Source organism: Actinoplanes sp. NPDC051633 (assembly GCF_040681735.1).
In the GTDB taxonomy this organism is placed as follows: domain Bacteria; phylum Actinomycetota; class Actinomycetes; order Mycobacteriales; family Micromonosporaceae; genus Actinoplanes.
In genome coordinates this window covers 1-2,989 of the sequence record NZ_JBFAZH010000972.1, presented here as the reverse complement: position 1 = coordinate 2,989, position 2,989 = coordinate 1, and the positions used below count along the sequence as shown (strand labels likewise).

At 73.2% G+C, this 2,989-nt stretch carries 4 protein-coding genes; all 4 read right to left on the bottom strand.

Annotation, left to right across the window (positions count from 1 at the left end; all coding sequences use genetic code 11):
- The coding region (locus tag AB0M20_RS35390; protein WP_364304869.1) for an FAD:protein FMN transferase at positions 1-658 on the bottom strand (658 nt) is incomplete at its 3' end.
- A 2-nt stretch (positions 659-660) separates the two neighbouring features.
- Entirely contained in the window at positions 661-897 is a 237-nt protein-coding gene (locus AB0M20_RS35385; protein WP_364304867.1) for a hypothetical protein, read from the bottom strand.
- Positions 898-1,001: 104 nt separating this feature from the next.
- A complete protein-coding gene (locus AB0M20_RS35380) occupies positions 1,002-1,619 on the bottom strand; it encodes a response regulator transcription factor (protein WP_364304865.1) in 618 nt (205 codons plus the stop codon).
- On the bottom strand, positions 1,616-2,854 hold the full coding sequence (locus AB0M20_RS35375; RefSeq protein ID WP_364304863.1) for a sensor histidine kinase: 1,239 nt from the start codon (positions 2,852-2,854) through the stop codon (positions 1,616-1,618). The genes AB0M20_RS35380 and AB0M20_RS35375 overlap by 4 nt, the downstream gene beginning before the upstream one ends.
- Positions 2,855-2,989: the final 135 nt, after the last annotated feature.

The window sequence follows — 2,989 nt, the reverse complement described above, 5'->3', positions numbered from 1 at the left end:
ATGCTGTGCCGCCAAACCCCCTGGGGGCTGGTCCAGCGGTTGCGATGTCGCCGCCCAGCGCTACCAGCACGCCCACGCCGAGCTGCTCGGCGACCCGCGCGGCGGCGCGGTCGGCGGCTACCGCCTTCGCCGTCGCGCCGAGATCGAGCAGCACGCCGTCGGGCACGGTCAGTTCACAGTGGTAGCCCAGCGGGGCATCGCCGCCTCGGATGGCCCGCTCGGCTACCACTTCGGGGTCGAGCCGACGCAGGCGGACCGCGCGCCAGTCCGGCGCCGGGAAGACCCGCACGGCCGGCGCGGTGGTGCGGCCGGTGATCTCGGCGAAGTCGCGGTCGTAGCCGAGGCCGGCCAGGATCGCGCCCACGGTCGGATCGACGTCGCCGCCGGTGCGGCGTGCCGCCTCCAGCGCGGCGCCGACCAGTTCGGCGAGCAGCGGGCTCACGGTGACCGGGCGGCCACCGGCCCGGCAGGCGCGGCTCAGCTCGGAGTCGGGCCGGAAGCGGCTGCAGGCGGCGTCGATCGCGGCCAGCTCGTGCCGGACGATCTCGGTCGCGGCGGGCACCCGGGCGGGGTCGGTGAGCACGATCCGGGCGGTGGTGCCCCAGACCGGCCACTGCGCGGTGTTCGCGCCGACCGGGAGCGTCTCGATCAACGGCATGCTCACGACCCCCCGGAGGTGGCGTCGGCACCGCTGCCGCTGCTGTCGCTCGTGATCGACGGCGAGTCCCCGGCGGTGGAGCCGCCGGTGCTGTCGTCGGTCGTGGCCGTGGAGTCACTGCCGGCCTGGTCGGAGGCGGCGTGGGCCGCGATTCCCACGCCGGCCGTTCCGGCGAAAGCTGCGATGATCATGGCGGCGGTCAGGGCGGTGGTACGTCGGAGCCCGGCTTCCCGGTCCATCGGGCTACCCCCTCAGTGATTGACGGCTCAACCAACCATGAGGGGTCACCTTTGCCGTGACCTGTGCCGATCCTGCGCGCTTGCTGTGAAGCCTGAGAAGGAACTCAGATGAGGCCGTGCGACATCGCGGTCGTCACGGCGGCGGTGCGATCGGCCACGTCCAGCTTGGCGAAGGCGCGCAGGAGGTGCGTCTTGACCGTCGCCTCGGAGATGTAGAGCTGCTTGCCGATCTCCGCGTTCGTGCGGCCCAGCGCGACCAGGCGCAGCACCTCGGTCTCGCGCGCCGACAGGGCGGGCGGCGCCGGCTTGCGCACCTGGCGGACCAGGGTGGAGGCGACGCTGGGCGCCAGCACGGTCTCGCCGCGGTGCGCCGCGCGGACGGCGTCGGCCAGCTCCGCCGGCGACGTGTCCTTGAGCAGATAACCGCAGGCGCCGGCCTCGATCGCGCGCAGGATGTCGCGGTCGGTCTCGTACGTGGTCAGCACCATCACCCGGGAACCGGGCAGGCGCTTCAGGATCCGGCCGGTCGCCTCGACGCCGTCGCCGTCCGGCATGCGCAGGTCCATCAGCACGATGTCCGGCCGCAACGACTCGGCGGCCTCGACTCCGCCCGTACCCGAAGAAGCCTCTCCCACCACGGTCAGGTCGGGCTCGGCGTCCAGCATGCCGCGCAGCCCGTGCCGGACCACCGGATGATCATCGACCAGCAGGATGCGGATCATGCCGGCACCTCCAGCTCCAACGTCGTTCCGGTGTCCGGGTCGCTGCGCACGATCAACGTGCCGTGTGCCTGTTCGGCGCGCGCCCGCATGGTCTTCAGCCCGAAGCCGCCGGCCGCCTCGGCGTCGAAGCCGGCCCCGTCGTCGCGCACCACCAGCCGCACGTCCTGCGCGTAGGCCAGCAACACGTCCACCTCGTTCGCGCCGGCATGCCGCCGGATGTTGGTCAGGGCCTCCTGCGCGGCGCGGAGCAGCACCACCTCGGTCGGGGTCGGCAGCTCCCGCGGCTCGCCGGTGACCCGCACGCTGGCCGGGATGCCGGTCTCCGCTGTGAAGGACGCCGCCTGGCGGCGGATGGCGTCGGCCAGCGAGGCATTGCTCAGCGCCGTGGGCGTGAGGGCGGCGATGAGGGTACGTGACTCCGCCAGGTTCTCCCGGGCCGTACGCACCGCGAGGGCGAGCCGTTCGTCGCGCAGCGCCGGGTCGGCCGCCTGCAACAGCGTGATGATGCTGGTGAAGCCCTGGGCGAGGGTGTCGTGGATCTCGCCGGCCAGCCGTTGCCGCTCGGCGGCCACCCCGGTCTCGTGCGAGAGCCGGGCCACCTCGGCCCGGCTGGCCCGCAGCTCGGCGATCAGGGCGGCGCGCTCCCGGCTCTGCTCGATCACCCGGTTGATCCAGGTGCCGAGCCAGACCGCGAGGGCCGCCGAGACGACGAAGATCGGGCCGAGATGGGTGAGCAGTTCGGTGTCCCAGCCGTCGCGGAGCCAGGCGCAGATCAGCGGGGTGAAGCTGGCGAAGACCACGAGGGGGATGGCGCGGCGCAGCGTGAGCACCAGGAAGATGAGCGGGCAGAGCGCGAAGAGCAGATAGCTGACGATGCTGGCCGCGTAGGTGCCGACGCCGAACAGCAGGATCGCGACGACGATGAAGGCGGAGGCCGGCACGTTGTCGTCGCGGTGCAGGAGGCGGCGGCCGGCGAACGCGTACAGGGCGGTGATCGCGACGATGGACCCGACGCCGACCAGGCGCCGGGCCAGGCCGGTCTCGTCGGTGGCGATGGTGGCGACCGTGACCCCGGCGGCGACCACGCCGAGAAAGAGATCCCAGCGCCGGTCCCCGTGGATGCTGTCCCCCACGATGCCGTCCGTGTCGACGCCGGCCCGGTCGATGCCCGCCCCGTCGATGCCGGCGCTGTCGACGCCGGCACTGTCGATGCCGGACCTGGGGGTGCTGTCCACGGCGGTCCCGCCGGCCGCGTCGTGCTTCGCGGCCCGCGGGGCTGCGCGGGGGGTTGGGGCGCACAACGCGCTGGGGGGTCGGGGCAACGGAAAGGACGAAAGCCAAGAGATAGGAAGAGCGGCGGGGTGGGGAAG

Coding starts and splice junctions, on each gene's coding strand:
- AB0M20_RS35380 (WP_364304865.1), bottom strand. CDS start 1,619: ATGATCCGCATCCTGCTGGTCGATGATCATCCGGTGGTCCGGCACGGG.
- AB0M20_RS35385 (WP_364304867.1), bottom strand. CDS start 897: ATGGACCGGGAAGCCGGGCTCCGACGTACCACCGCCCTGACCGCCGCC.